24 protein-coding genes are annotated in these 20591 nt (G+C 71.7%); 19 read left to right on the plus strand and 5 right to left on the minus strand.

The features are described from left to right. Nucleotides 1-164: 164 nt before the first annotated feature. From AC07AW_RS36240 to AC07AW_RS36275, 8 genes are all read left to right on the plus strand, one after another. Nucleotides 165-971 carry an alpha/beta hydrolase gene (locus tag AC07AW_RS36240; RefSeq protein WP_478819711.1) on the plus strand — a complete coding sequence of 269 codons (807 nt, stop codon included), beginning with the start codon at nucleotides 165-167 and terminating at the stop codon, nucleotides 969-971. A 125-nt stretch (nucleotides 972-1096) separates the two neighbouring features. Next, nucleotides 1097-1351 carry a MoaD/ThiS family protein gene (locus AC07AW_RS36245; protein WP_478819712.1) on the plus strand — a complete coding sequence of 85 codons (255 nt, stop codon included), beginning with the start codon at nucleotides 1097-1099 and terminating at the stop codon, nucleotides 1349-1351. A gap of 10 nt (nucleotides 1352-1361) precedes the next feature. Then, the gene (locus AC07AW_RS36250; protein WP_478819713.1) at nucleotides 1362-2465 is read left to right on the plus strand and encodes a hypothetical protein; all 1104 of its coding nucleotides are present in this window, start codon (nucleotides 1362-1364) and stop codon (nucleotides 2463-2465) included. 105 nt (nucleotides 2466-2570) lie between these two features. After that, nucleotides 2571-3257, plus strand: a complete 687-nt coding sequence (locus AC07AW_RS36255) for an LmeA family phospholipid-binding protein (RefSeq protein ID WP_478819714.1) — start codon at nucleotides 2571-2573, stop codon at nucleotides 3255-3257. A 195-nt stretch (nucleotides 3258-3452) separates the two neighbouring features. After that, nucleotides 3453-3533 carry a putative leader peptide gene (locus tag AC07AW_RS36260; protein WP_350497993.1) on the plus strand — a complete coding sequence of 27 codons (81 nt, stop codon included), beginning with the start codon at nucleotides 3453-3455 and terminating at the stop codon, nucleotides 3531-3533. A 169-nt stretch (nucleotides 3534-3702) separates the two neighbouring features. Next, on the plus strand, nucleotides 3703-4548 hold the full coding sequence (locus AC07AW_RS36265; protein WP_478819715.1) for a sulfurtransferase: 846 nt from the start codon (nucleotides 3703-3705) through the stop codon (nucleotides 4546-4548). Nucleotides 4549-4592: 44 nt separating this feature from the next. Further along, nucleotides 4593-4883, plus strand: a complete 291-nt coding sequence (locus tag AC07AW_RS36270) for a DUF1416 domain-containing protein (protein ID WP_030693674.1) — start codon at nucleotides 4593-4595, stop codon at nucleotides 4881-4883. 133 nt (nucleotides 4884-5016) lie between these two features. Next, nucleotides 5017-5316, plus strand: a complete 300-nt coding sequence (locus tag AC07AW_RS36275) for a DUF3099 domain-containing protein (protein WP_478819831.1) — start codon at nucleotides 5017-5019, stop codon at nucleotides 5314-5316. A 10-nt stretch (nucleotides 5317-5326) separates the two neighbouring features. Here AC07AW_RS36275 and AC07AW_RS36280 read toward each other — a convergent pair whose 3' ends face one another. Further along, nucleotides 5327-5689, minus strand: a complete 363-nt coding sequence (locus AC07AW_RS36280; RefSeq protein WP_478819716.1) for a DsrE family protein — start codon at nucleotides 5687-5689, stop codon at nucleotides 5327-5329. Between the two features lie 103 nt (nucleotides 5690-5792). Here AC07AW_RS36280 and AC07AW_RS36285 point away from each other — a divergent pair, with 103 nt between their 5' ends. From AC07AW_RS36285 to ygfZ, 7 genes are all read left to right on the plus strand, one after another. Beyond that, nucleotides 5793-6608 (plus strand): hypothetical protein, encoded by an 816-nt coding sequence (locus AC07AW_RS36285; RefSeq protein ID WP_478819717.1) that lies wholly within the window; start codon nucleotides 5793-5795, stop codon nucleotides 6606-6608. Nucleotides 6609-6625: 17 nt separating this feature from the next. Further along, nucleotides 6626-7426 carry a hypothetical protein gene (locus AC07AW_RS36290; RefSeq protein ID WP_478819718.1) on the plus strand — a complete coding sequence of 267 codons (801 nt, stop codon included), beginning with the start codon at nucleotides 6626-6628 and terminating at the stop codon, nucleotides 7424-7426. Beyond that, nucleotides 7423-8298 carry a hypothetical protein gene (locus AC07AW_RS36295; protein WP_478819719.1) on the plus strand — a complete coding sequence of 292 codons (876 nt, stop codon included), beginning with the start codon at nucleotides 7423-7425 and terminating at the stop codon, nucleotides 8296-8298. Before AC07AW_RS36290 ends, AC07AW_RS36295 begins: the two co-directional genes overlap by 4 nt. Nucleotides 8299-8526: 228 nt before the next feature. After that, the gene (locus AC07AW_RS36300) at nucleotides 8527-9099 is read left to right on the plus strand and encodes a heme-binding beta-barrel domain-containing protein (RefSeq protein WP_478819720.1); all 573 of its coding nucleotides are present in this window, start codon (nucleotides 8527-8529) and stop codon (nucleotides 9097-9099) included. A 541-nt stretch (nucleotides 9100-9640) separates the two neighbouring features. After that, entirely contained in the window at nucleotides 9641-10651 is a 1011-nt protein-coding gene (locus AC07AW_RS36305) for an RNA-guided endonuclease InsQ/TnpB family protein (RefSeq protein ID WP_478819721.1), read from the plus strand. 48 nt (nucleotides 10652-10699) lie between these two features. After that, the gene (locus AC07AW_RS36310; RefSeq protein WP_383663138.1) at nucleotides 10700-11137 is read left to right on the plus strand and encodes a Fur family transcriptional regulator; all 438 of its coding nucleotides are present in this window, start codon (nucleotides 10700-10702) and stop codon (nucleotides 11135-11137) included. A gap of 10 nt (nucleotides 11138-11147) precedes the next feature. Continuing rightward, nucleotides 11148-12113: a CAF17-like 4Fe-4S cluster assembly/insertion protein YgfZ gene (gene ygfZ / locus AC07AW_RS36315; protein ID WP_478819722.1), complete on the plus strand. Its 966-nt coding sequence runs from the start codon at nucleotides 11148-11150 to the stop codon at nucleotides 12111-12113. Here the strand turns inward: ygfZ and dtd are convergent, their stop codons facing one another. Further along, nucleotides 12114-12539 carry a D-aminoacyl-tRNA deacylase gene (dtd, locus tag AC07AW_RS36320; RefSeq protein WP_478819723.1) on the minus strand — a complete coding sequence of 142 codons (426 nt, stop codon included), beginning with the start codon at nucleotides 12537-12539 and terminating at the stop codon, nucleotides 12114-12116. Nucleotides 12540-12668: 129 nt separating this feature from the next. On the opposite strand from dtd, the gene AC07AW_RS36325 reads away from it, so the two are divergent. From AC07AW_RS36325 to AC07AW_RS36340, 4 genes are all read left to right on the plus strand, one after another. Continuing rightward, on the plus strand, nucleotides 12669-13313 hold the full coding sequence (locus AC07AW_RS36325) for an RsiG family protein (RefSeq protein ID WP_478819724.1): 645 nt from the start codon (nucleotides 12669-12671) through the stop codon (nucleotides 13311-13313). Between the two features lie 52 nt (nucleotides 13314-13365). Beyond that, nucleotides 13366-14610, plus strand: coding sequence for a GNAT family N-acetyltransferase (locus AC07AW_RS36330; protein WP_478819725.1), 1245 nt, complete (start codon nucleotides 13366-13368; stop codon nucleotides 14608-14610). Between the two features lie 44 nt (nucleotides 14611-14654). Next, nucleotides 14655-15278, plus strand: a complete 624-nt coding sequence (locus AC07AW_RS36335; protein ID WP_478819726.1) for a TetR/AcrR family transcriptional regulator — start codon at nucleotides 14655-14657, stop codon at nucleotides 15276-15278. Nucleotides 15279-15342: 64 nt separating this feature from the next. Then, nucleotides 15343-17526, plus strand: a complete 2184-nt coding sequence (locus AC07AW_RS36340) for a HelD family protein (protein ID WP_478819727.1) — start codon at nucleotides 15343-15345, stop codon at nucleotides 17524-17526. On the opposite strand, the gene AC07AW_RS36345 is transcribed toward AC07AW_RS36340, so the two are convergent. From AC07AW_RS36345 to AC07AW_RS36355, 3 genes are all read right to left on the minus strand, one after another. Continuing rightward, nucleotides 17447-18448 (minus strand): helix-turn-helix transcriptional regulator, encoded by a 1002-nt coding sequence (locus tag AC07AW_RS36345; protein ID WP_478819728.1) that lies wholly within the window; start codon nucleotides 18446-18448, stop codon nucleotides 17447-17449. The genes AC07AW_RS36340 and AC07AW_RS36345 overlap by 80 nt on opposite strands. Further along, on the minus strand, nucleotides 18445-19872 hold the full coding sequence (locus AC07AW_RS36350) for an MFS transporter (RefSeq protein WP_478819729.1): 1428 nt from the start codon (nucleotides 19870-19872) through the stop codon (nucleotides 18445-18447). Before AC07AW_RS36350 ends, AC07AW_RS36345 begins: the two co-directional genes overlap by 4 nt. Before the next feature lie 226 nt (nucleotides 19873-20098). Further along, entirely contained in the window at nucleotides 20099-20584 is a 486-nt protein-coding gene (locus AC07AW_RS36355) for a MarR family winged helix-turn-helix transcriptional regulator (protein ID WP_478819730.1), read from the minus strand. Nucleotides 20585-20591 lie beyond the last annotated feature (7 nt).

Below are 20591 nucleotides of genomic sequence, written 5' to 3' on the forward strand. Positions count from 1 at the left end.
TGACGTCGGTTCCTCCTCGGTCCCTGCGAGGACGTCTATGTGTGCTCACGTGTTGCTCTCGCGCCCTGAGAGCTTTTGTTCATCCGTCCGTAACAACGGTCGGAAAACACAAAAGGACCCGGGGGCTGCGTTGCCCGGATCCTCTGGCAAGCAGAATAGCCCACATGAGTTCCGAGGCAGAGGGTCGATTTCACATCCTGGATGTTTCCTCGCTCACTTCCGGTCCCGTGCGGTCCACGTTGCGTACCGATGACGGTGTCCGGATCGAGGCGGTTTACGAACCCTCACGGGCAAGTGTCACCGATACGGCGGTCGTCCTCGCCCACGGCTTCACCGGGTCGGCCGACCGGCCCGCCGTCCGGCGCGCCGCCCACGCCCTCGCGGAGCGCGGCGCGGCCGTCGTCACCTTCTCCTTCCGCGGGCACGGCCGCTCGGGTGGCCGCTCCACCGTCGGCGACCGGGAGGTCCTCGATCTGACCGCCGCCGTCCGCTGGGCCCGTGAGCTCGGCCACGCGCGCGTGGCGACGGTCGGCTTCTCCATGGGCGGCTCCGTCGTCCTGCGCCACGCGGCCCTGGAGCGGGGGGCGGAGGGCCGCGCCGACGCGGTCGCCGCCGTGTCCGCGCCCGCCCGCTGGTACTACCGGGGTACGGCCCCGATGCGCCGCGTCCACTGGGTGGTCACCCGGCCGGCGGGCCGCCTCGTCGGGCGGTACGGGCTCGGCACCCGGATCGACAGCAGGGCCTGGGACCCCGTGCCCCTGTCTCCCGTGGAGGCGGTCCCGCTGATCGCGCCGACCCCGCTCCTCATCGTGCACGGCGACCGGGACCCGTACTTCCCGCTCGACCACCCGCGCATGCTGGCCGCCGCGGGCCCGGCGGAACTCTGGCTGGAGCGCGGCATGGGCCACGCCGAGAACGCCGCCGACGAGGAACTACTCGCCCGCCTCGGGGACTGGCTCACGCGCGCGTAGCCCGGGACCGGCTCACGCGCGCCCGGCCCTGGACCGGGCCCACGCGCGCCCGGCCCTGGACCGGGCCCACGCGCGCATAGCCCATGATGGGGGGCGGCGCGCACACGAACGAAGGGAGCGCCGCTATGGCAGCGGGAACCATCCGCTACTGGGCCGCGGCCAAGGCCGCCGCCGGTGTCGCCGAGGAGCCGTACACCGCCGGGACCCTGGCCGAGGCCCTCGACGCCGTCCGCGCGAAGCACCCGGGCGAGCTCGTCCAGGTGCTCAAGCGGTGCTCGTTCCTGGTCGACGGCGCCCCCGTCGGGACCCGGAGCCATGAGACGGTACGGCTTGCCGAGGGCGGCACGGTCGAGGTGCTCCCCCCGTTCGCAGGAGGGTGAACCCCAGAGCATGAGCAACGACCAGTACTACGGCGGGCAGCAGTACGACCCGTACGCCAACGCCAACGCGAACGGGCAGCAGAACCCCGCCGACGTCACGCAGACGTGGGAGGGCCAGACCTGGGACACCTCGTACCAGCCGGCCGTCTCGTACGAGCAGATCCAGGCCGCCCGGGCGCAGGCCCAGCCGCCCGTGACCTACGGGACGCAGGAGGGCTACCAGCAGCCGTACGAGCAGGCGTACTACGCGGAGCCCGTGGCCGAGCCCGTGGCCCAGCCCCTGGCCGCGGCGGTCCCCGCTCCGGCTCCCGGGGCCGAGCCCGCCTACTCCCCGCCCACGACCTCGGGGAACGCCCGCATCACCGACGCCCAGCGGGCCCGTGCCGAAGGCCGCTCGCCGATCATCGAGCCCGGGATGCAGCCCGCCGCCCTCACCGCCGTCCTCGGCCTGCTGCTCGCCGGCGGCGCCTCCCTCGGCTCGTACGGACTGCTCGTCCCGCTCGTCCTGCTCCAGGGCCTCACCGCCGCCGGCTGGTTCCGGCTCAACGGCATGTGGCCCGCCCGGCAGGGCATCGCCCTCGCCTTCCTCGGCGGACTCGTCGCCGACGCCGCCCTCCTCGCCACCGGCCGCGACCACGCGCCCGCTGCGATCCTGGGCACGCTCGGCGTCTGGGTGCTGCTCTGCCTCGTCCTCCAGCTGCGCAGCCATGCCGACCCCGACGAGCGCATGTACGGCCTGATGGCCACCATCGCCTCCGCCGCCCTGACCGTCGTCGCCACCGGACACCTCGGCGCCGCCCCGGACGCGGTGGTCGTCGGCGGGATCGCGGTCGCCGCGACCGTCCTCGCCCGGGCGCTGCCGCTGCCCGGACCGGTCTCCCTGATCGCCGCGCTGCTCGCCTCGGCGGGCGCCGGGATCGCGGCCGGCAGCCTCACCGACCTGGGCACCTCGGGGGCGCTCCTCGGCCTCGGCGTCGGGGTCTGCGCGCTGGTCGGCCTGCGGGTCGCCAGCTACGACTACCCCTCGCGCTTCGTACACATGACCGCGGGCATCGCGCTGCCGCTCACCGCCGCCGCGCCCGCCGTCTACCTGCTGGGCCGCGCCCTGGCCTGACCTGCTGCCTCCGGGTACGGGAACCAACCGGCCCCCCGACACGTCGATCTTCGTGTCGGGGGGCCGGAACTTTTGGTGGAACGAAAACGGGGGGACGCTCAGCCCATGCGAGCACTGCGGATTCTGTTGATCGTGGCCGTCGTGCTGGGCGGGATCCTCGTCGGGATCGACCGGCTGGCCGTGTCGTACGCCGAGTCGGAGGCGTCGAGCCGGGTGAAGCTCTCGGCCGCGAAGAGCGACTCCATCGAGGTCGACATCAAGGGCTTCCCGTTCCTCACCCAGGTCGCGGACAAGCGGTTCGACGAGGTCGATGTGAAGGCGACCGGCGTCACGGCGACGGCGGGCGACAAGGACATCCGGGTCGGCGAGCTGACCGTGGCCCTGCGGGACGTGGCCGTGACCGGCGACTGGGCGGGCGCGAAGGCGGGCTCCGCGAGCGGCACGGCCCTCATCTCGTACGCGGACCTCACCGCCGCCTCCGACCGCGAGGCCACCGTCGCCTACGGCGGGAACGGCAAGGTGAAGGTCACCGGCAGCGTGAAGATCATGGGCCGCAGCCTGACCCGCTCGGTCCTCTCCACGGTCACCGTCGTCAACGGCGACACCATCAAGGTCCGCGCCGACGAGGTGCCGGGCGGCGGCATCCCGGGCCTGGAGGACCTGGTCCGGGCCCGCACCGACTTCGAGCGCCCGATCGGCCTGATCGCCGGTATGAAGGTGGAGAAGGTCGAGCCGCGCCCGGACGGCCTCGCGGTCATGGTGACCGGCAAGGACGTCGTCCTGGCGGGCTGAGCACCGCCCGTCCGGGGCCGTTTTTCACATGCTGAGACACGGCCGTCCGATCCGCAGATGGCGAAGCGGACACCTCGTCCCGGAGGCGTCCGGAGCCGACTCGTACCCTGATCACGTCTCGCATCTCGGACGATCGCGTCTCAAAATACGACACACCGGTGACACGGCCGCCTGTCCGTCCCTACGATCGAGGGCATGAAGCGACAGGCGGATCTCACGAAGCGGCGGGCAGTAGACCTGTGCCGCGTCGCCGCCATGCTCTGTCGCTCAGTCTGAGCGGGACGCCAACTCCCGTATCCCTCAGGCCCGTTGACTGACGTCTGGGCCGCCCCTGTGCAGCGCCGTCCGCACGTCCGCATCTCCGTACGCCCGCGACGACGCGTACCGCAGCACACGCCCGCACCACCGCAGCACACCCCCGCACACTGCCCCGGAGGAGAACAGCATGGCTCGCAGCGACGTCCTGGTCGACGCGGACTGGGTCGAGGCCAACCTCGACAACCCGCAGGTCGCCATCGTCGAGGTCGACGAGGACACCTCGGCGTACGAGAAGAACCACATCCGCAACGCCATCCGTATCGACTGGACCAAGGACCTGCAGGACCCGGTCCGCCGCGACTTCATCGACCAGGAGGGCTTCGAGAAGCTCCTCTCGGCCAAGGGCATCGCGAACGACACCACGGTCGTCCTCTACGGCGGCAACAACAACTGGTTCGCCTCCTACGCCTACTGGTACTTCAAGCTCTACGGCCACCAGGACGTCAAGCTCCTCGACGGCGGCCGCAAGAAGTGGGAGCTCGACTCCCGCGACCTCGTCGACGGTTCCGACGTACCTGCCCGCCCGGCCACCGAGTACAAGGCCAAGGCCCAGGACGCCTCGATCCGCGCCTTCCGCGACGACGTCGTGGCCGCGATCGGCGCCCAGAACCTGGTCGACGTCCGCTCGCCCGACGAGTTCTCCGGCAAGCTGCTCGCCCCGGCGCACCTCCCGCAGGAGCAGTCGCAGCGCCCCGGCCACGTGCCGAGCGCCCGCAACATCCCGTGGTCGAAGAACGCCAACGACGACGGCACCTTCAAGTCGGACGACGAGCTCAAGGCCCTCTACGAGGACGAGCAGGTCGACCTGGCGAAGGACACCATCGCGTACTGCCGCATCGGCGAGCGCTCCGCGCTGACCTGGTTCGTCCTGCACGAGCTCCTCGAGGTCACGAACGTCAAGAACTACGACGGCTCCTGGACCGAGTACGGCTCCCTCGTCGGCGTGCCGATCGAGCTCGGCGCCAACAAGTAATCCGGTCGCGCGACCCCCGAAACCTCTAGGACAGGACAGAGAACATGTGTGGAGCTCAGGTCGGCGGCCCCGACGTCAGCACGCTCAAGCCCGGTGAGACGGCCATCCAGGGCCAGGTGACCAAGGACGGCGAGCCCGTCACCGGTTACGTGCGCCTCCTCGACGGCTCCGGCGAGTTCACCGCCGAGGTCCCGACCTCGGCCACCGGCCAGTTCCGCTTCTACGCGGCGACCGGCGAGTGGACCCTCCGCGCCCTGGTCCCCGGTGCCCAGGCCGACCGCAAGGTCGTCGTCACCGAGGCCGGCAGCCTGACGGACGTGGCCATCGCAGTCTGATCTGCGAGCGCGGTGACACACCGCACCCGAACGGCCGGAGGGCCGTGCCTCCTGGGGGGTTGGACGCCTAATCCAGGACTTGAGGCACGGCCCTCCGGTCTGTCCGCGCAAGGAATCTGTCCGCACAAGGAATCTGTCCGCGCAGGGAACGCGGTCGTACGCTGAAGGTGTGTACGCACGACGTCGCCACGTCTACTTCTGGATGATGGGCGCCTGCCTGGTGCTTTTCGTGGGCGCCTGGGCCGTCGTGCGGCTGTTCTCGATGCCGGTCGCCATCGGCATGTGCGTCGTCGCCATGGTCATCCCCCCGTTCGCCGCGATGGTCGCGAACCGCCGGGGCCCGGAGGACCGCTGGTGGGACGATCCCTCGGGCGACCCGAAGTCGGACGAGTGGTGGGACGAGCTGGACGGCAAGAAACGCCGCGAGCCGTAGATCCTGTGGATCAGTAGACGAGGGCCTGGGTCTCGTCGGACATCGCTTCCTGGACGAAGACCTGCGCGCCGGCGATGCGGACGCCGTCCAGGACGTCCTTCTCCGTGATCTCGCGGCGGGCCGCGCACTGCGTGCAGAGCGTGATGCGGCCGGCCGCCAGGATCGAGTCGATCAGGTCCGGCAGCGGCGCGGCGTGCGGGAGGTCGAACTCCGCGGCGCGGCCGGGGAGGGCGAACCAGGACGACTCGCCGGTCAGCCAGAGCGAGACCTCGACGCCGCTGGCGACGGCGACGGCGGCCACCGTGAAGGCCTGGGAGCAGCGTTCGGGGGCGTCGGCCCCTGCGGTCACCTTGATCACGAGCTTCTTCGCCATATACCGAACTGTAATGCGGGGCGGTGCAACCTCATGCACCTCTCACGTGTCAGCTGTGTGCGCGGATGACGGAATCCGCGCTTCAGGTCTCGTGGGGGGACTCTTGAGTATCGAAGAAAGTATCCAAAATACGGATACAACATCACCGCCCGAACCGGAGTCGGCCACGGAAACCGCCCCTCCGGTCCAGAAGCCGCGCCGCCGCCTCCTCCGTACCGTCGGGCTCATCGCCGTCGCCGCCGTCATCGGCCTCGTCGGCGGCACCGCCGTCGGCTACGGCATCCAGGCCGACCGCGAACCCACCGCGCTCCCGCCGCTGAACCAGCCGGGCCTCGCGTACCCGGCGAAGCCGCTGCCCAAGGGGCAGACGCCGAAGCCGCTCGCGGCGTCCGAGGACCGCCAGGCCAAGGCCCAGGGCGACCTGCGGAAGCTGCTCCTGCCCAAGCCCGCCGGAGCGAAGAAGGCCGGGTTCGGCCCCCGTGACGGCTGGATGCCGGTGTACGAGTTCGCCTCGGAGTTCAACAATCCCGGCGGCGCCCTCGACGACCAGCTGGACATGGGGATCCGCCGCGTCGCGGCCGAGTCCTGGAAGGTCGGCGAGTACAAGACCACCGAGATCCGGCTGGTCCAGTACCGCGCGAGCGACACCATCGGCGCGCAGGAGCACATCGAGAGCCAGCAGCGCTACATGCCGGACGAGGACTACGCCGACAACGAGGGCAAGGAGCTCAAGGGCTCGTCCGACGGCCGCTACTACCTCTTCCCCGTGCAGCGGAAGGCCGGCTACCTCGACTACTACGAGGCCAGGGCCTACTTCCAGCGCGGTGACATCGCCGTCGAGATCTTCGTCGGCGACACCAAGAAGATCTCCGAGAAGGAGATCCGTTCGCTGGCCGAGCGACAGCTGGGGCGCCTGTGAGTGAGGACCGGAACGACGTGACCGAGCCCGTGGTGGACCAGGAGCCGAAGAAGCGGGGTGCGCGGCGGATCCTGCTCGGCGTCGTCCTCCCCTCCGTGCTCGTCCTCGGACTGATCGGCGGCGGCGTCACGTACACCGCCGTCACCGTCTCCTCCGCCGACCGCACCGCGGCGACGCAGGTGTGGGGCGAGACGGACGAGGACGCGCAGGACGACGAGGACCCGGCCGCCGCCCTGGCCCGCGGCAAGGCCGGCACGCCCCTGAGCAAGCTGCTGCTGCCGCTGCCGGAGGGGTACGAGTTCGGCCCCGACGAGGAGCTGTACGGGAACGACGGCGAGCTCGGCGCCGCGGAGGCCACCGCGCTGATGAAGCAGGCGGGCGAGGGGCTCTCCGGGAAGAAGCGGCGCGCGTTCGACAAGGACGTCGAGAAGCTCGGCATCCGGGGCATCGGGGTCCGCTCCTTCGCCGACCTGAACAGCGACGTCGTCGTCACCTTCGAGCTCGCGAGCATGAAGGACAAGAAGCAGATCAGGAACAGCTACCGGATCCGCAAGGAGGTCATGGACGTCCTGAAGTTCCCGAAGGGACCCAAGGTCAAGGACCACAAGAACGCGGTCTGCTACCTGGCTCCCGTAAACGACTCGCTCGACAAGAAGGAGCGGGCCGTGGCGCTGGAGGAGATGATCTGCCTCGCGTACGACTCCGAGGTCCTCGTCACCATGAAGGCGGCGGGTGCCAAGCCGTTCGACAAGGCGGCCGTGGCCGAGCTGCTGACGCGGCAGCTCGACCACATCGCATCCCCGGGGGAGTACGTATGACCGAGCAGACGCAGATGCCGACGGAAACGCAGCCGCACACGCCGACCGAGGCACTGATCCCGGCGCAGACGCAGCCCGTGGACGCACCCCCGCTGGACGCACCCCCCGTACCCAAGAAGTCCCGGAAGCCGCTGCTCTGGGGCATCGCCCGCTGGACCGCCGCCGTCCTCGTCTGCGGCGGGGTCGGCGCCGGTACGGCCATGGGGATCACCGCCATGGACCGCACCGACGTGCCGGGGCTCGCGACCGAGTCCGACGGGCGCTGGGAGTACCCGAAGCTCGCGCTCCCGGCGCTGCCGGAGGGGGCCCCGCGTCCGTACAGCGACGGCAACGCCGGCGAGATCCACCACGCCGACCTGCGGAAGCTCCTGCTGCCCGCCCCGGCGGGCGCCACGGTCGACCCGAAGCTGAACGGCGGCTTCGTCGGGCTCGACTCCTACCTAGGGCTCCTCAAGGAGAAGGACCGGGGCGAGGTGAAGGCGGAGCTGACCGACTCGGCGCTCCGGCACGTCGCCGCCCGCGGCTGGACCACGCCGGACGGCACGACCACCCGGATCCACCTGCTGCGGTTCTCGTCGGTGGCGTTCTCGGAGGCGTTCAAGGACAAGACGATGGAGGAGGTGTCGCAGTTCGGCCGGCTGCCCGTCGGGGTCGAGGTGTCGGAGATCGACACCTCGGTACAGGACATCGACGTGCCGAACCAGGCGCTCTACGCGTACGCGGAGGACGAGCCGTACGGCCCCGAGCAGACCCGCTGGGCCTACATCCAGGCCGGGGACACCTTCGCGGTGGTCACCCAGACCCGGAAGGGCGGGGCGCTCACGGTGCCGTTCCAGCAGACGGTCGCGCTCCAGGCGCAGCTGCTCGGCTAGTCACACACCGCTAGACCCACCTCACAGGGTGGGCCGGACCCCCGCCCACTAAGCTGGGGTCCGGCCCGTTCCGCCTTCACCGCTCAGTCGAGGAGCACCCCGTGATCGTTTTCTTCGAAACTCTCCTGGTCCTGGTCGCCGTCGGCGTGATCGCCTTCGCCGGTCTGACCGTGAAGAAGCTGTACCAGGGCCAGCGGTAACCACTTCTAGAGAACGCCAGAGCTGCTCATGATCGAGATCCCGTCCGACCTCAACCCGGACCTCGTCCCCCTCGCGTTCCTGCTCGGTACGTGGGAGGGCGCGGGCGTGTCCGACTTCCCCGGCGCCGAGAAGTGCAACTTCGGCCAGTCCGTGACGTTCAGCCACGACGGCCGGGACTTCATCGAGTACCACTCGCACTCCTGGGTCCTGGACAACGAGGGCAACAAGGTCCGTCCGCTGGAGAGCGAGAGCGGCTACTGGCGGATCGACAAGGACCGCAAGGTCGAGATCGTCATGGTCCGTGACCAGGGCATCGTCGAGATCTGGTACGGCGAGCTGGCCCACCAGAAGCCGCAGATCGACCTGGCGACGGACGCCGTCGCCCGGACCGCGGCCTCGGGCCCGTACAGCGGTGGCAAGCGGCTCTACGGCTACGTGAACAGCGACCTCATGTGGGTGGGCGAGAAGGCGACCCCCGAGGTCCCGCTCCGCCCGTACATGTCGGCGCACCTGAAGAAGGTCGTGACGCCGGAGGAGGTCGCGGAGATGGCCCGCAACCTGCCCGACATGCCGGACGACGGCATCGCCTTCTTCAAGTAGGACACGCACGTCCCGAGGGCCCACCGACTCACTGCCGGTGGGCCCTCGGCGTACCTCTCCGAGACGCCCTGCCCGCGCCCGACTGTGCTGGTGGAACGTCGGCATTGGCGATCACTCGGTGCTGAACTGATGGCAGAAAGCCGCATGAATGTGCGGATTGCAGCCAGTATGAGAAGAGCTCCGTCATTGAGGCTCTACGTTCGGGGCGGCCGAGTAGCGTCGCAGACGATGTCGGCGGGGGTGCGCCCCGGCCGATGCCTTATGGGCGCCGGGTGGGATCGGGAGGGGTGTTGAAGCGTCACCGTGGTCACAAGGCCCGGCTCTGCCTCACCCCGAGTCAAGCGTCGGCGGCGGATGATCAGGGGCATGCCGCCCGTGCCCTGTGGAACCTTGTGCACGACTGGTGGACGATGCTTCCCCAAGAGCGCCGTAGCCTTGCCGCCGCAGATGCGGTGATCCGGCAGGGGCGTAAGGATCTTCCCTGGCTCGGTGTCCTGCCCGCGCAGGCGGCGCAGGCCGTGCTGAAGACGTACTTTCAGGCGTGGCGGAACTGCTGGGAAGGCCGGGCCCAGGCCCGGCCTTCAAGGGCCGTTTCCGCTCGCGCATGGCCATCGACATTCCGCAGGGCCGCGATCTCCAGATCGTGCGCCTGAACCGGCGGTGGGGTCGAATGTGGGCGCCGAAGATCGGGCACGTGCTGTTCCGCTGGACCAGGGACCTCCCCGTCGGTAAGCGCGCCGACAAGGAGAGCAGAGTCTCCGGGGCCCGGCTGGTGAAGGAGGCGGACGGCTGGTACGTCGTCTTCCGTGTCCAGCGCGAGGTACCCGAACCGGCCGGGCATACCGGCCCGAGCGTGGGCATCGACCGGGGCATCGCCAAGCCCCTCGCCCTGTCCGACGGCACCTTCCGCGAACACGGCGCCTGGCTCACCGAGGGTGAGACGAGGCGGCTGCGCCGACTGGAGAAGGCCAGAGAGCGGAGGCGCCGGGCTCGCAAGCCTGGCGAGAGGGACTCGCGTCGCCTGGCGCGTACAAATGACCGGATCGCCCAGCTCCGTGCGACAGCCAAGCGCCGAGCGGTCGACTGGCAGCACAAGACCACCACCCGGATCGCCGAGACCTTCTCACGCATCGGGGTGGAAGACCTGGCCATCGCCGGCATGGTCAGGTCCGCCAGGGGAAGCGTGGAAGTCCCCGGCACCAATGTCCGCCAGAAGGCCGGGCTCAACCGGGCGATTGCCGCAGAGGCGTGGGGGCGGACCGTGGCGATGCTGGAGTACAAGGCCGCCGAGCGCGGTGGCATCGTGGTCAAGGTCCCCGCCCCGAACACCTCCCGCCGCTGCTCCGCCTGCGGCTGCGTCACCTCGGGCAGCCGGGAGACCCAGGCCCGCTTCGTGTGCAAGAACCCTGGTTGCGGGTTTGAGGCCAACGCGGACACCAATGCGGGACGCAACATCGATCACGCCGCCGGGCAGGCGGTGTCAGGACGTGGAGACCTCGGGGATGCCCGGTCTGTGAAGCGTCAACCACCCACCGGGCTGCATGCGGCCTGAGAAGGGACTCTGCCCCGTTCGAGGGCGGAGGATGTCAAACTGGGGGGCGTGGTGAGCACCGACTGGAAGAGCGATCTGCGGCAGCGTGGCTATCGGCTGACGCCGCAGCGTCAGCTTGTCCTGGAAGCCGTGGACAAGCTGGAGCACGCGACCCCGGACGACATCCTCGTCGAGGTCCGCAGGACGGCCTCCGGGGTGAACATCTCCACCGTGTACCGGACCCTGGAGCTTCTCGAGGAGCTCGGGCTCGTCTCGCACGCGCATCTGGGGCACGGGGCGCCGACCTATCACCTCGCCGACCGGCACCACCATCTGCACCTGGTGTGCCGGGACTGTTCCGAGGTGATCGAGGCGGACGTCGAGGTGGCGGCCGAGTTCACCGGGAAGCTCCGTGAGACCTTCGGGTTCGAGACGGACATGAAGCACTTCGCCATCTTCGGCCGCTGCCGGGACTGCTCGAACAAGGACGCGGCCGCCGAGTCGTAGGCTTTTCACCATGAAGAGCCCTCTGTTGTCCCTGCCCGGCGCCGTCCCCGCCGAAGGCCGCGACGAAGGCGTCGCCGCGCACTACGGCGACCTCTTCCGCGAGCAGCGTGCCCTCTCCGAAGGCAACGGTTTCGTCGACCTCTCGCACCGGGGCGTCGTCGCCGTCTCCGGTGACGACCGGCTGAGCTGGCTGCACCTGCTCGTCACCCAGCACATGACCGAGCTGCCGCCCGGGCAGGCCACCGAAGCGCTGATCCTGTCCGCGAACGGGCACATCGAGCACGCCCTGTACCTCGTCGACGACGGCGAGACGGTGTGGGCGCACGTCGAGCCGGGGACGTGCGAGGAGCTCGTCGCGTACCTGGAGTCGATGAAGTTCTTCTACCGGGTGGAGGTCGCCGACCGGACGGAGGACTTCGCCGTCGTCCATCTGCCGGCCGGTTCCATCGCCGAGGTGCCCGAGGGTGTCGTCGTACGGGAGACCCCGCACGGCCGCGATCTGTTCCTGCCCCGCGCCGACCTGGAGTCCTTCGCGGCCTCGCACGGGCCGGCCGCCGGGATCCTCGCGTACGAGGCGCTGCGGGTCGAGGCGCACCGGCCGCGGCTCGGTTTCGAGACCGACCACCGGACGATCCCGCACGAGGTCGGCCTCATCGGCAGCGCCGTCCACCTCCAGAAGGGCTGCTACCGGGGCCAGGAGACCGTCGCCCGGGTGCAGAACCTGGGGAAGCCGCCGCGCCGTCTGGTCTTCCTGCACCTGGACGGCAGCGAGGTCCTGCTGCCCGCGCACGGCACCCCGATCCGGCTTGCGGCCGACGGGGAGGAGGGCCGGCAGCTCGGCTTCGTGACGACGGCCGTCCGCCACCACGAGCTCGGGCCGATCGCCCTCGCCCTGCTCAAGCGGAACGTCCCGGTGGACGCCCCGCTGATCGCCGGGACGACGGCGGCCGCGCAGGAGACCGTCGTCGAGCCCTGATCACACGTCGAGCAGCACTGTGAACGGGCCGTGGTTCGTGAGCGAGACGCGCATGTCCGCTCCGAAGCGGCCCGTCTCCACGTGGGCGCCGAGGGCGCGGAGCTGGGCGACGACCTCGTCGACGAGGGGTTCGGCGACCGGGCCGGGGGCCGCGGCGTTCCAGGTGGGGCGGCGGCCCTTGCGGGCGTCTCCGTAGAGGGTGAACTGGGAGATGACGAGCAGCGGCGCGTTCACGTCGGAGCACGACTTCTCGCCGTCCAGTACCCGGACGGACCAGAGCTTTCTGGCCAATTGGGCGGCCTTCTCCGGGGTGTCGTCGTGGGTCACCCCGACCAGGACGCACAGCCCCTCGCCGGTGATCTCACCGACGGTCTCCCCTGCGACGACGACGCTCGCGCCGTCGACTCTCTGCACCACAGCTCGCATGCGCACCAACCTACCGACCCGGTACAGAAGAGGGCCGAACGGGTGCAGAGCGCCTGCACGTGCACATGCAGGAGTGGCACCATGCGAGGAGGCGGTGCGGGACCAGCACCGGTCGAGGGGACGATTCTCATGAGTGCACATGGCACCGGGCCGACGCCGTCCGGGCCCGTACCGCTGATCCGCTCCGGAACCCGCGGCGGAGGACCGGGCGGAGGACCCGTGACACGCCCACCCGTGCAGCGGACCGCCGAGCCGGCGGACCGGACGCAGACTGACCGACTGCGGCCCGACCGTACGCAGCCCGACCTCGGTGCCCTGCGGCTGCCCGAGCTGCGCGCGCTGCGCCGGGACGCGCAGAGCGACGAGGCCGACCTGAGTTATGTACGCCGGATGCTCCAGGGCCGGATCGACATCCTGCGGGCCGAGCTGGCGCGACGGACCGATCCGGAGGCCCCGGTCCTCGACCGGCTCTCCGAGATCCTCGCCGACGTGCCTTCGCGGCACCGCAGTTCGGCGCGGCACGTGACGCTTTCGACGCCGCGCGGCGAGGAGTACCGGCGGCTCGCGACCGAGATGCTGTCGGAGGTCGAGCTCTCGGACCTGACGGCCCGCACGGACGACGAGCTGCACGCGGCGATGGGGCGGCTGGCGGGGTACGAGCAGCAGATCTCGCGGCGCCGGCAGCGCCTCCAGCGGACCGCCGACGACTGCAGCGCGGAGATCGCCCGCCGCTACCGGGAGGGCGAGGCACAGGTCGACGACCTGCTGGCCTGAGCACCGGGAAAGTCGGGTGCGGGGGCGTACGGGCCGGTCGTAGGGTCGGAGGATGACCTTCGACGTGCGTGCCGTGACGGAGTCCGAGTTCCGGGAGTGGCAGCGGGCGCTGCGCACCGGCTTCCTCCGGACGCCGGTGGTCTCCGACGAGGAGTTCGCCGACCGGCTGGCCCACGCGGACCTCGCGCGGACGCTCGGGGCCTTCGACGGGGATCGGATCGTCGCCACGTTCCGGTCCTTCCGGCAGGAGGTCAGCACGGTCGGCGGGGGCAGCCTCGTCGCCGACGCGATCACTCAGGTCACGGTCGCGCCGACGCACCGCAGGCGCGGTCTGCTGAGCCGGATGATGGCCGTCGACCTCGCTGCCGCGAAGGAGCGGGGCGATGCGATCGCGACCCTGATCGCCGCCGAGTACCCGATCTACGGGCGGTTCGGTTTCGGTGCGGCGAGCTGGACCGCCGAGTGGAGCGTGGACGTGCGCCGGGCCGGTCTCGACCCGCGCCGCTCGGGCCGCCCGGAGGACGGCGGCCGGATCGATCTGACGGACGGCGACGAGATCCGCAGGGTCGGGCCCGGGCTGCACCGCCGTCTGGCCGGTGTCCGCGCCGGCGTGACCAACCGCGACAAGCGGGACTGGGAGCGCGGCACCGGGCTCGGTTACCAGAGCGATCCGTGGCGGGAGCCGTATTACGCCCTGTACCGGTCGGCCTCCGGTGAGGTCGAGGGGTACGTCGGGTACACCGCCGACGACAAGTGGGACGACGCGAAGCAGCCCCTGAACACGGCGACCGTGCGCGACCTCGTCGCGGTGACCCCGGCCGCCGAGCGTGCCCTGTGGCACTACCTCTGCTCGATCGACTGGATCGCCACGGTCCGCTCGGGCTACCGGGCGCCGGACGACCCGCTGCCGCTGCTCCTGCCCGACCCGCGCGCGGCCAGGATGGTGACGTACGCGGACATGCTGTGGGTCCGGGTCCTGGACGTGGTCCGGGTCCTGGAGAGCCGGACGTATCCGGTGGAGGAGAGCCTCGTCCTGGAGGTGCGGGATGCCGACGGGCTCGCCGGCGGGCGGTTCCGGCTGGACGCCTCCGCGGCGGGCGCGGCCTGTGTCCGTACCACCGAGTCCGCCGATCTCGCCTTCGACGTCGCCGAGTTGGGGACGCTCGCGTTCGGTGACGAGTCGGCCGTACGGCTGTCCCGCCTCGGGCGCGTGGAGGAGCTGACGACCGGTGCGGCCGTCCGCGCCGACCTGCTGTTCCGCACCCCGCTGCGGCCCTTCTCGCCGGACATCTTCTGAGTCCTGCCCTCACTAGGATGGACGTCTCTCAAAGGAGATGTCCCGTGAAGCCGGAGTACCCGACCGGGTTGCGTGAGCGGAAGAAGGCGCGCACCCGGCAAGCCCTGTCGGACGCCGCCATCGCGCTCTTCATGGAGAAGGGTTTCGACGGGGTCTCCGTCGCGGAGGTGGCCGCCGCCGCCGAGGTGTCGAAGCCGACGCTCTTCCGGTACTTCCCCGCCAAGGAGGACCTGGTCCTCCACCGCTTCGCCGACCACGAGGACGAGTCCGCGCGCGTGGTGGAGGCGGGGCGTGCGCAGGGCGCGGCGCCGCTCGACGCGCTGTACGCGCATCTCCTCGAAGGCCTGGAGCGGCGTGATCCGGTCACCGGGCTGTGTGATGTGCCGGCGGTCCTCGCGTACCACCGGCTGCTGTACGGGACCCCCGCCCTGCTCGCCGCGATCCACGGCTACCAGCAGCGGTCGGAGGAGGTCCTCGCGCGGGCGCTGGGCGGCGACCCGCTGGTGGCGCGGCTCGCGGCCGGGCAGATCGTGGCCGTGCTGCGGATCCTGGCGAACGAGAACGTGGCCCGGTTGATGGCCGGCGATCCGATCGAGGAGGTGGGGCGGGACGCGGTGGCGGGGGTGGAGGCGGCGTTCCGGTCGTTGCGGCAGGGGCTGCCGTACTGAGGCCGATCGTCTGTGTCTAAGTAAAAAATGTAACCCAGTAACGTTTTCCGCTAGCCTTGTCGGAATGACGTCACTGGACCTTGAGCTCGCCCGCGAACGCTCCCACCACGACGCCTGCCGCGCCGCCCTGATCCGCATGACCGAGGACGTCGCCGATCAGGTCGTCATCGGCGAGGACGTCGCCGCCTCCGGCGCCGACGCCGAGGCGCTCGGCCACCACCTGCGCAGCCGCGCCAAGGAGATGGGCGAACAGCCGCCCGGACCGCTGTTCTTCGGCCGCCTCGACCGCGAGGACGGCCAGATCCACCACATCGGCCGCCGCCGGATCGCCGAGCACCCGGCCGCCCCGCCGCTCGTCGTCGACTGGCGCGCGCCCGTCTCCCGCGCCTACTACCAGGCCGGCGCGCACGACCCGCAGGGCGTCCTCCGGCGCCGCCGCTTCGGCTGGGCCCCGCACAGCGAGGGCGCCACCGAGGACCTGACCGCCCTGGAGGACGAGCGCCTCACGGACGGCGGCGGGGCGGGGACCGTCAGCGCCCTGGTCGCCGGGGAGATCGAGCGCCCCCGGGTCGGCCCCATGCGGGACATCGCCGCGACGATCCAGCCCGAACAGGACGACCTCGTACGCTCCGAGCCCGCCGCCTCCCTCTGCGTGCAGGGCGCGCCCGGCACCGGCAAGACCGCGGTGGGCCTGCACCGCGCCGCGTACCTCCTCTACACGCATCCGCAGCGGATCCGCCGCTCCGGCCTCCTCGTCCTCGGCCCCCACCGGGCCTTCCTCTCGTACATCTCCGAGGTGCTGCCCTCGCTCGGCGAGACCGGCATCCGGCAGGCCACCCTCGACGAGGAGATCGCCCGCCACCCGGTCCGGGCCGAGGACGGCGAGGCGGCGGCCCGGGTCAAGCACGACGCCCGGATGGCGCAGGTGCTGCACCGCGCGCTGTACGGCAGGGTCGACCCGGCCCCCGCGGAGGACCTGGCCGTCCCGGACGGCTCGTACCACTGGCGGCTCCCGGCGGCGGAGCTCGCCGCGATCGTCTCGGCGGTACGGGAGGAGGCGCCGCCCTACGCGACCGGCCGCGAGCGGGTCCGCGCCCGGGTCGTCCGGGCCCTCCAGCTCCGGGCCGAACGCCGCTCGGGGCCCATGGGCGCGGCCTGGGTCCGGAAGATCGAGCGGGCGCGGGCGGTGACGGCGTTCCTCGACCGGTGCTGGCCGAGGACGACGCCGGAGGAGGTCCTCGCGGAGGTCCTGACGGATCCGGCGGTGTTCGGGGAGGGGCTTGCGGGGGTCGGGGATGACCTCGCGGTGTTCGGGGAGGATCTCGCGGCGTTCGGCGACGGGCTTGCGGTGTTCGGGGAGGATTCCGCGGCGCTCGGGGACGGGCTTGCGGTGTTCGGGGAGGATTCCGCGGCGCTCGGGGACGGGCTTGCGGTGTTCGGGGAGGATCCCGCGGCGCTCGGCGACGGGCTTACTGCGTTCGGGGAGGAGCTCGCGGCCGTCCGCTGGGCGCGGCCGCCCCGCTCGTACCGCTCGGCGCGGTGGACCGCCGCCGACCTCGTCCTCCTCGACGAACTCGCCGGCCTGATCGAACGCCCCGAGAGCTACGGGCACGTCGTCGTCGACGAGGCCCAGGACCTCTCGCCCATGCAGTGCCGGGCCATCGCCCGCCGCACCGAGTTCGGCTCGCTCACCGTCCTCGGGGACCTCGCCCAGGGCACCACGCCGTGGGCGGCCCGCGACTGGGACGAGCAGCTGGCCCACCTGGGCAAGCCCGGGACGCCGGTCGTACCGCTGACCCTCGGCTACCGGGTGCCGGCGGCGATCGTCGACCTCGCCAACCGGGTCCTGCCGCGGCTCGGCGCCGACGTGCCCGCCGGGCGTTCGGTGCGCCGGGACGGCGAGGTGACGGTCCACCGGACGACGGACCTGGCCGCCGGGGTGCGCGAGGCGGTGCGGGCCGCGCTGGCGACGGAGGGCTCGGTGGGGGTGATCACGGCCGACCACCACGTCGACGCGGTGGCCGAGGAGGTGAGGGGGTACGGGGAACGGGTGACCGTGCTGCCCGCGACCGTCGTCAAGGGCCTGGAGTTCGACCACGTCGTGGTCGTCGAACCGGCGGCGATCGTGGCGGCCGAGGCGCGCGGGCTGAACCGGCTGTACGTGGTGCTCACCCGGGCCGTGTCGCGCCTCGCGCTGGTGCACGAGCGGGAGCTGCCGGAGTGGCTTGCCCCTGATACAGCGCGGTGAGTTCGGCGCCGATCCGGGCCAGGGCCGTGCGCGCCTCGGGCGGGTCGAGGAGCTCCAGGCGGGCGCCGAGGCCGGCCAGTCGGGCGGCGAGCACCTCGGGGGAGGGGCCGTCGGCCTCGAAGGAGGTCCAGCCGTCCGGGGCCCGCTCCCCGTACCGTATCCGCCCTCCGAGGAGGCCCTCCAGGACGGACTCGGTGCCGGGGGCGGCCCGGCCCCGGACCGTCGCGGCGACCATCCGGTCCTCCATGCGGGCGGCGAGCGTGCGCCAGGCGGTGGCGAGATCGAAGCCCTCGGGGCGTACGGCGGGGGCTCCGGTCTCGGTCACCGAGGTGACGCGGGCGACGCGGTAGGTGCGCAGGCCGTCCGCCGTGTCCGCGAGGAGGTAGCGGACCCCGGACTTCACGGCGATGCCGAGCGGCTGGACGGTCCGCTCGCGCGGCGCGCGGCCGGGGCGGGCGTACCCGATGCGCAGCTCCCGGGCTTCGACCACCGCCCGCTGGAGCGCGGCCAGTTGGGCTTCCTCGGGCTCCGCGCCCGTCCAGTCCGTGCCGTCGGTGATCCCGGCGCGGGCGGCGGCCTCGGCGCCCTCGCGGAGGGGTGCGGGGAGGGCCCGTACGAGCTTGCGGAGGGCGGTCCGGGTGTGCGGGCTCGCCTCGGCGTCCGGTCCGGTGAGGAGGAACAGCTCGCGGATCTCGGGGGCCGTCAGGCCGGTCAGATCGGTACGGGCTCCGCCGACGAGCGACCAGCCGCCGCCCTGCCCGGCCTGGGAGTACACCGGGATCCCGGCGCTCGCGAGCGCTTCGAGATCCCGGCGGGCCGTGCGCTCGGACACGCCGAGTTCGGCGGCGAGTTCGGCGGCGGTGACCCGCCGCCGGGTCGTCTGGAGGAAGAGCAGGGCGGCGACGAGTCGGTCGGCTCTCATGCCGCCATTGTCATCTGCGGGGGCTTGGTGGTGGTGGCGGTCGGGCGCAGGACGGTGAGGGCGACGGTCAGGGCGAGGAGGAGGAGACCGGCGCCGACGCCGAAGGCGAGGTGGTAACCGCCGGTCAGCGCCTCGGCGTCGGGCTTTCCGGCTGCCGTGAGGGACTCGGTGCGGGCGGCGGCCAGGGTGGAGAGGACCGCGACGCCGAGGGCCATGCCGATCTGCTGGGTGGTGTTGAAGAGCCCGGAGGCCAGGCCCGCGTCCGCCTCCTCCGCGCCGGACATGGCGAGCGCGGTGAGGGAGGGCAGCGCGAGGCCGAAGCCGGCGGCGAGCAGCATCACGGGGAGCAGGTCGGTGGCGTACGAGGCGTGGACGGGGACGCGGGTCAGCAGGCCCAGGACGCCGACGAGCAGGAGGAGGCCGGTGAGCAGGACGTTCCGCTCGCCGAAGCGGGCGATGAGGGGCGCCGAGACGCCGAGGGAGACGGCGCCGATGATCAGCGCGGCGGGCAGCATCGCGAAGCCGGTCTCGGCGGCCCCGTACCCGAGGACCTTCTGCAGGTAGAGGGCGACGAGGACCTGGAAGGAGAAGAGCGCGGCGACCATCAGCATCTGGACGGCGTTCGCACCGGCGACGGCGCGGGAGCGGAGGATCCGCAGCGGCATGAGGGGGACCGCCGCCTTCGCCTGGCGGAGCAGGAAGCCGGCGAGGAGGGCGAGGGCGAGGGCCCCGAAGCCGAGGGTGTGCGCCGAACCGGCCCCGTACTCCTCGATCTTGACGACGGTGTAGATGCCGGCCATCAGGCCGCTGGTCACGAGCAGCGCGCCGGTGACGTCGGCGCCGGCCTTCAGGCCCAGGGCGCGGTCGGCGGGGAGGGCGCGGAGGGCGACGAGGAGGGTGGCGACGCCGATGGGCAGGTTGATGAAGAAGATCCAGTTCCAGGCGAGGGCGTCGGTGAGGACACCGCCGAGGACCTGGCCGAGGGAGGCTCCGGCGGCGCCGGTGAAGCTGAACACGGCGATGGCGCGGGCGCGTTCGCGGGGTGCGGTGAAGAGGGTGACGAGGATGCCGAGGCCGACGGCGGAGGACATCGCGCTGCCGACGCCCTGGAGGAAGCGGGCGGCGATGAGGACGGCGGGGGAGGCGGCGACGCCGGCGAGGAGGGAGGCGGCGGTGAAGACCGCGGTGCCCGCGAGGAACATCCGCTTGCGGCCGATGAGGTCGCCGAGCCGGCCGGCGAGGAGGAGGAGCGAACCGAAGGCGATGAGGTAGGCGTTGACGACCCAGCTGAGGCCGGCGGGGGTGAAGCCGAGGTCGCCCTGGATGGCGGGCATCGCGACGGTGACGATGCTGCCGTCGAGGACGGTCATCAGCATGCCGGTGGCGAGGACGCCGAGGGCGAGGCGGGGGTTGGTGGCAGACATGGGGATCTCTCCTGTTCGACGGAGGCGACAGGAGAGACGTTAGCAGATGGTTTTGTTGCAGACTATTTTTTACGGGACGGCTTTTGTCGAGTCCTGTCCGTGGTGACGGCCGGGTCCTGTCCGTGCCGACGGCCGGCCCTGTCTGCGCCGACGGCCGGCCCTATCTGCGCCGACGGCCGGTCCTATCCGCGCTGACGGTCGGCCCTATCTGCGCTGACGGCTGGTCCTATCCGCGCTGACGGGCCCGGCGGGCGGGTGCCGGGCTCTCCGCGGGGGTCTCCAGATGGCCGGTGGCCAGCCGGTTCAGGGCGCGCAGCAGGACGGTGCGCTCCTCGTCGGGGAGTGAGGAGAGGGCGCTCTGGTGCACGTCGTCGACGATCTTCTGGCTCTGCCGGGCGACCTCGGCCCCCGCCTCGGTGACCGCGATGATCCGCGCCCGCCGATCGGTGCTGGACGGCCTGCGCTCGGCGAGCCCGGCCTTCTCCAGGGCGTCGACGGTCACGACCATGGTGGTCTTGTCCATGTCGCCGATCTCCGCGAGCTGCGCCTGCGTCCGCTCCTCCTCCAGGGCGTGCACCAGCACGCAGTGCATCCGGGCGGTGAGCCCGATGGTGTGGAGCGCGGCGGCCATCCGGGTCCGCAGGACGTGGCTGGTGTGATCGAGGAGGTAGGAGAGGTCGGGTTCGGTGCGGGTGGGTGCCATGGCTGTCATACCTGCC

The sequence above is a fragment of the Streptomyces sp. NPDC044003 genome (genome assembly GCF_056435185.1).

Coding starts and splice junctions, on each gene's coding strand:
- AC07AW_RS36240 (WP_478819711.1), top strand. CDS start 165: ATGAGTTCCGAGGCAGAGGGTCGATTTCACATCCTGGATGTTTCCTCG.
- AC07AW_RS36245 (WP_478819712.1), top strand. CDS start 1,097: ATGGCAGCGGGAACCATCCGCTACTGGGCCGCGGCCAAGGCCGCCGCC.
- AC07AW_RS36250 (WP_478819713.1), top strand. CDS start 1,362: ATGAGCAACGACCAGTACTACGGCGGGCAGCAGTACGACCCGTACGCC.
- AC07AW_RS36255 (WP_478819714.1), top strand. CDS start 2,571: ATGCGAGCACTGCGGATTCTGTTGATCGTGGCCGTCGTGCTGGGCGGG.
- AC07AW_RS36260 (WP_350497993.1), top strand. CDS start 3,453: ATGAAGCGACAGGCGGATCTCACGAAGCGGCGGGCAGTAGACCTGTGC.
- AC07AW_RS36265 (WP_478819715.1), top strand. CDS start 3,703: ATGGCTCGCAGCGACGTCCTGGTCGACGCGGACTGGGTCGAGGCCAAC.
- AC07AW_RS36270 (WP_030693674.1), top strand. CDS start 4,593: ATGTGTGGAGCTCAGGTCGGCGGCCCCGACGTCAGCACGCTCAAGCCC.
- AC07AW_RS36280 (WP_478819716.1), bottom strand. CDS start 5,689: ATGGCGAAGAAGCTCGTGATCAAGGTGACCGCAGGGGCCGACGCCCCC.
- AC07AW_RS36295 (WP_478819719.1), top strand. CDS start 7,423: ATGACCGAGCAGACGCAGATGCCGACGGAAACGCAGCCGCACACGCCG.
- AC07AW_RS36300 (WP_478819720.1), top strand. CDS start 8,527: ATGATCGAGATCCCGTCCGACCTCAACCCGGACCTCGTCCCCCTCGCG.
- ygfZ (WP_478819722.1), top strand. CDS start 11,148: ATGAAGAGCCCTCTGTTGTCCCTGCCCGGCGCCGTCCCCGCCGAAGGC.
- dtd (WP_478819723.1), bottom strand. CDS start 12,539: ATGCGAGCTGTGGTGCAGAGAGTCGACGGCGCGAGCGTCGTCGTCGCA.
- AC07AW_RS36325 (WP_478819724.1), top strand. CDS start 12,669: ATGAGTGCACATGGCACCGGGCCGACGCCGTCCGGGCCCGTACCGCTG.
- AC07AW_RS36330 (WP_478819725.1), top strand. CDS start 13,366: ATGACCTTCGACGTGCGTGCCGTGACGGAGTCCGAGTTCCGGGAGTGG.
- AC07AW_RS36340 (WP_478819727.1), top strand. CDS start 15,343: ATGACGTCACTGGACCTTGAGCTCGCCCGCGAACGCTCCCACCACGAC.
- AC07AW_RS36345 (WP_478819728.1), bottom strand. CDS start 18,448: ATGAGAGCCGACCGACTCGTCGCCGCCCTGCTCTTCCTCCAGACGACC.
- AC07AW_RS36350 (WP_478819729.1), bottom strand. CDS start 19,872: ATGTCTGCCACCAACCCCCGCCTCGCCCTCGGCGTCCTCGCCACCGGC.
- AC07AW_RS36355 (WP_478819730.1), bottom strand. CDS start 20,584: ATGACAGCCATGGCACCCACCCGCACCGAACCCGACCTCTCCTACCTC.